Annotated in this window: 3 protein-coding genes and 1 pseudogene; all 4 read right to left on the bottom strand. The window is 36.1% G+C overall.

Annotation, left to right across the window (positions count from 1 at the left end; translation table 11 throughout):
* Positions 1 to 514 precede the first annotated feature (514 nt).
* Entirely contained in the window at positions 515 to 2,005 is a 1,491-nt protein-coding gene (locus tag CHA01nite_RS20015; RefSeq protein ID WP_146944717.1) for an alpha/beta hydrolase-fold protein, read from the bottom strand.
* 73 nt (positions 2,006 to 2,078) lie between these two features.
* Complete coding sequence (locus CHA01nite_RS20010) at positions 2,079 to 2,954, bottom strand: hypothetical protein (protein ID WP_146944715.1); 876 nt, start codon at positions 2,952 to 2,954, stop codon at positions 2,079 to 2,081.
* Between the two features lie 567 nt (positions 2,955 to 3,521).
* Positions 3,522 to 4,817 carry a mechanosensitive ion channel family protein gene (locus tag CHA01nite_RS20005; protein WP_146944713.1) on the bottom strand — a complete coding sequence of 432 codons (1,296 nt, stop codon included), beginning with the start codon at positions 4,815 to 4,817 and terminating at the stop codon, positions 3,522 to 3,524.
* A gap of 425 nt (positions 4,818 to 5,242) precedes the next feature.
* A pseudogene (locus tag CHA01nite_RS20000) lies at positions 5,243 to 5,594 on the bottom strand (peptidoglycan-binding protein LysM); the annotation flags it as partial.

Below are 5,594 nucleotides of genomic sequence, written 5' to 3'. Positions count from 1 at the left end.
GCTTCCCGCATCGATCGAGATCACATCGTTCAGGGTAATGTTTACCGTTGTGGTAGCGGTGGTATTCTGGGCCTTGGCATTGCCGGTTCCTAAGATAAATGCTCCGATGGTTAAGGCTGCGATGGCGATTTGTCTGGTCATGATCGTATTATTTTATTTTTAATTCTTTATTAATTGTCCTCTTTTGACATTACAAATCTACGGCAGCGGTAAAAGTTTCCCTGTAGTGGAAGATGGAAGTTCATGTAGTAAAATAACTACACGTATTAGTTAACAGAAAAAAACCTCAACACTTGGAAGTATTGAGGGTGTATATAAATTGCTGTTATTTCTATTATAAAGCTGTTGCGCTATGAAGCACCGTTTGCGTATAACTTATCTTTAGTTTTTTTTTAAAAAAGTATTTACAGGCTATAATAATTCCAGAAGTGCCTTCCCTCTTCAAGTTGTGCCTAGGAAATTGATAATTATTATTTGAGAGGGATGAAGAAATGGTGAAACATCTAAATTCCGATTACTTCTGAGTATTTTTTTTAAGCCATTCCATGTATTTTTCCTTTAAAAATACATTTCCGTCTTTTCTGTATTCCGGAGTAGATGCTGTAAAATGATCTCCGGGATAGTAAGCAAATTTAAAATCCGAATTCAGTTTTTTCATTTCCATTTCTAAAGCATGAACAGATTTATCTAAAAAGAAGTTGTCCTGATTACCCACTGCAACCCTTACCTTACCGTCTAAATCATTCTTAAGGGATGCCCAGTTTTCCTTTAAAAAGGCTGTGATATCATATTTTTTCCAGTTTTCAAATACAGGCTTATCGATATTTCCTGTAATCGGATCACATAATCTTTCAGGCAATCCGTCCTTCCCCTTCTTACTGAAAACAGAATTAAAGGAATTGAGCTGTTCACCGCGATAAATTACATTTTCAAGTTGAAAAATATCTTTCATTTTCATCCAGGGAATATTACCTGCAACGGAAGACAATAACCTCGGGGTAAGATCATTCTGATAAAACATATTTGTATCACTGTATAAATTTATCAGTTGAAAATTTTCGAAATTTACAGGATCCGGCGAACTGGAGAAACAGGCAGCAAATGTCTTTGGGTAATGGGTCTGGAGCCATAAGGAAGACCAACCGCCACTGCTGTGACCGGTAAGCAACCGTGCACCGTTACATCTGTAGTTCTTTTCCAAAATGGGGATAAATTCTTTTACCAGGGCTTCTCCCCAGGGTCCGTTGTTATCGCTGTCAGCATATACAGAATGCCCTGATCTGCAATTGCCGTCCAGAAAAACTTTGATAACCGGAACATCTTCAAGCGGGGCCGTTGGTAAATTGTTTCCGGAAAAGTAATGGTAATCTGCCCCATAACCGAAAATTGTAAATAAGACCGGGAATCTGCGGTTTGGTTCTGTAAAATATTCCACAGGTAAGGCCACCGCGGCATCTATTGTTACCGGTATTTTTTGGAAATTGCTCAGTAAAACAGATGGCGCCTTCAGTTCTTTCACATATTGGGTATTGGCAAAAGTCTTCTCCGGAACAATCTCCGTAGCACTGATTTTAATGATTTCAGAATCATTTTTGGTCAATGTGATCTTTCTGCTTTTACTAAATAAATTTCCCGCACTTTCTGAAATCTGCCTCCCCCCAAGATTTCTGTCCCAGACAATTTGTACATAGTATTCTCCACGCTCAATGTCTGAAAGAATTTTAGGATAAGAAACGGCATCATCGCCGATTAAAAAAGAATCTCCAGCTTTCAGGTTTTTAACCGATTTTCGAAAACAGGGAAATAAATCAACCCCGACAGCCCCGTTTTTGGGTTCCTGATTATCTTTTGAAAGATAGACAATAACATTCCCGGTAAAGTTATCAGGATATATTGACGGTGAATAACTTACTTCAAATGTTTGTGCAAAACTTTGTGCGAAGCAAAAGCTAAAAATAAAAATCAGTAATAATTTTTCTATCGGTTCCGGTTTAATATTTGGCATGAAACACACATTTTAGTTAGATGATTTAAATTTAAGACAATCATCAAACTAAAATCATTACATCCCTCTGGATTTATACTTTTATACATTCTATTGTAACGTTCCTCACTTTATCTGCTCTGTTTCCTTTACTATCACTACTATTCCCAAAATGTCGATAATTTATGCCGGGCTCCAGGTAGTCAATGATTAATAATTCATTTGTGTCGGCATCATACACACTACATTCAATAGTATAATCTGCTTTTGTCATGTCTGCATTGTAACTGAAGTATAAATAATCCCATTGGTCATAATGAGCAGTTATGGTATTTTCTTTCCTGTAGATATCACGCCAATTGGTACTCTGGGATTTATATTCAATAGGAATATCTGTTTTATTAATGAACTTAATATTGGTATGCAGTACGTTTAATTCTTTTCCAAAATTTTGTTTTGAAATGTAAAAATGAAAGCTCCTTCCATCCAGTCTGCCAAATTCAAAACCATTGAAAGCAGTTGGTAATTTGTGTCCAATCAGTCTATCGATGCTGTCATACAGACTTGTTTCATAATACAGATAATAGTACTCATTGGCTTGTAACTGTTCGCTTTCAAATTCTTTTATAGCAACGGTATAAGGTCCGTTACCTACAAAGTACTGTTTTCTTACATCGCCCTTATCATGGATGCCGCACCTGATCTCTATCTCTTGATTTTCCAGATTTTCCTGAGCTATATTCAATTTAATCAATGAATTGCCCATATTACCAAAATAGTATTCAACAAATCCATTGTCAATAGTTGCTATACGATTCGCTATTGATACTATTTCCCGGTCGGTGAGAAGAAGGCCGTTAGTGTCGTTTTGATGCTTGAAGGAATCTATCAGATCTGCAAATTGATTTTGCGAAGGAACGTCTCCTGTTTCAAAAAATGTTTTTAACGTATTTTTATCTCTTATAGCCATATTATTGTTTTTGTATTGGTTTATAAATTTATTTTAGTTTCATGGTTTTTTTGGAACGGCCATATTATTCGTGTTTTTCAGAGTTCAAAACTCATTATTTTTGTCTGAATTAAAAGTTTTTTGATCGGGCTACTTTATAGTTGAAGAAACTTATATTTTTCAAGACCAGATGATTTATTCTAAATTTCAGAGTCAAAATTCATACTTTTTTTATTCTTACAAAAGTTTTCTGAGCTCTCCGGTCTGTAGTTGCAGTAGCTTTATTTCATTAAAAATCAATTGATTTACGGTTTGGCCTCAAGGCCGAAATTCATTCTTTTTTTATTCTTGTGAAAGTTTTCAGCCTTCTCTATCCGGTAGTTGCAGTAACTTAATGCAAGAGTATTGAAATGACAACACCTGTTTCAAACTATGATATTTTACCCGGTAATGTCAATTACTAAAGAAAATAATAATTTACAATACGAAGCTTAGCAGAATTTTGCGATTTATTTTGGTAAAGTTGATAAAAATTAAACTTCTGATTAAATTACGAAGGTATTAGAAGCAAGATAAAATGTTAAGGAATTAATGGTTATCAGGTATTTTCATTTGGATAAAACCTCTCAGATCATCAGAAGACGGCTCTTCAAATACTTCCAAGTCAAAATAACGAATGGCCGCAAAAAGGTGGTCAAAGATATCAGACATGGTATCTTCGTAAAAGACCCAGTCCGTTCCATTGGTAAACATGTACAACTCAAGGGGAAGACCTTTAGAGGTGGAAGGTAATTGTCTGACCATTAAAGTCATTTCTTGATTCACATCGGGATTGCTTTTAGAAAAGAAAGTGATGTATTTTCTGAAGAGGCCGATGTTTGTCATTCTTCTTCCATTAACCTTTATATCAGTATCAAAATTATGTTGCGAATTATATTCTCTGATTTGCTGTTCCCGTTCTTCAATAAATGAATTCAGTAAGGCAATTTTTTTTAGTTCTGAAATATCTGCCTCCTCAAGATATCGAATGGTGGAAATTTTTACATGTATTGCTCTCTTAAGACGCCTGCCACCAGTGTCCTGCATCCCCCGGTAATTTTTGAAAGAATCACTTAGCAGCGTATAAGTCGGAATCGTCACAATGGTTTTATCGAAGTTTTGTACTCTGACATTATTTAGATTAATCTCAAGAATATCTCCATCTACGCCATACTTTGGCATTTCGATCCAGTCTCCTACCCGCACAGAGTCATTTGCTGAAACCTGTATGCTTGCAACAAATCCTAAAATAGTATCTTTAAACACCAACATCAGGACCGCTGAAGCAGCTCCCAGTGAGACAAGGAAAGACCATGGCGAGCTCCCCGTAAATATTGAAACAGTAAGGGTAATTAAAATAAAAATCAGAAATATCTGTAGTACCTGAAGATAGCTGTCAACAGGTTTGTTGGCAAATGCCTTACCCGTTCTTAAAATATCCCTTCCCGTTTTTAGAAGACCGTTTAATAATTTAAAGAGAAAGAATAGAATCAGTACGCTGAGAATTTTATAAAGCAGGCTGTTGAACGACGGAAAGCCGTTGAAAATAACCGGAATAAGCTGTTGCGTGACTGCTGTAAGGATTAACCTCGTTAAATAAGTTAATATTTTATTTTGAACCAGATAATTTCCCCATTGGTCATTTGTTTTCCGGATAAATTGAAGAAGCATCGAGTTCAAAAAAAAACGGAGCATATAATCAACCAGTAAGAGAAAAAAGAGTAATGAAATCAGCAGAATGAACACTGTGCTTATTTGTGCGGCCTGGTTGTTAAGTCCTGCTGATTTTGAAAGATCTAGTGTCCAATCGTAAATTGTGCTGGTCTGTTCGTTAATGCTAAGCATAATAAATTTTTAGAATTAACAAGCTAACTTACAAAAAATCAAATTTTTACACTTTATTCAACTTTATGACAGCACTAATCAAATTGATAAATCTTTTAACATTCTATTGATTGAATTGCTATAATTGAAAAATATCTACATTAGATACCTAAGTTATATTTATTATCACAATTTTCCCATCGTTTTTGAGATCTGATAACTTTAAAAAGGATATGAAACGTTTAACAAATCTACTGATGTGTGGGGATGTATCAATTGGATTTAAATGTCCAAAAACCCAGATCCTGCCTTACCGATGACCAATACTTATTTCCGGATCTTGAGTTTTCTCTATACCCCGGTGTCAATATATACAAAATCGAAGGCTTACCGCAGGAAGCCTTCGAAACACCAAATCACAAAATATTAATATGAAGAAAATTTATTTATAAAGCTGTTGCTGTATAAGTTACCGTTTGAGTATACGTTCCGGCCGGTTTCCCCAAGATGTCGGAAGAAGATGATTTCGCTGCCGGGATGGTGTAATCCAGGTTCAGGGTCAATGCACTTCCAAGCGGAGCGTTGGTTACCAGAGTCTGATCCGTTGCCGATAGAACGACCGCACTTTTGGTTCCACCCATGGTTCCTGAAGCTGCCGCTGCTTTGATGGTCAGAACATTGACAGGAATGAGGTTAACGCCGTTCATAAAATTCGCGCCTCCTGCTTTCACTTTCACATTGAAGTTCTTCGTTGAAGTTACTTTCAGAGAGTTGGCTTTGGTAACCGTCTGATCTGAG

It is taken from the genome of Chryseobacterium hagamense (assembly GCF_007991455.1).
In the GTDB taxonomy this organism is placed as follows: domain Bacteria; phylum Bacteroidota; class Bacteroidia; order Flavobacteriales; family Weeksellaceae; genus Chryseobacterium; species Chryseobacterium hagamense.
The sequence above is the reverse complement of the archived record's forward strand: the minus strand, read 5'-3'. Positions and strand labels throughout refer to the sequence as shown.

Excerpts from the sequence above, each read along its gene's own strand:
- CHA01nite_RS20015 (WP_146944717.1), bottom strand. The coding sequence starts at position 2,005 with ATGCCAAATATTAAACCGGAACCGATAGAAAAATTATTACTGATTTTT.
- CHA01nite_RS20010 (WP_146944715.1), bottom strand. The coding sequence starts at position 2,954 with ATGGCTATAAGAGATAAAAATACGTTAAAAACATTTTTTGAAACAGGA.
- CHA01nite_RS20005 (WP_146944713.1), bottom strand. The coding sequence starts at position 4,817 with ATGCTTAGCATTAACGAACAGACCAGCACAATTTACGATTGGACACTA.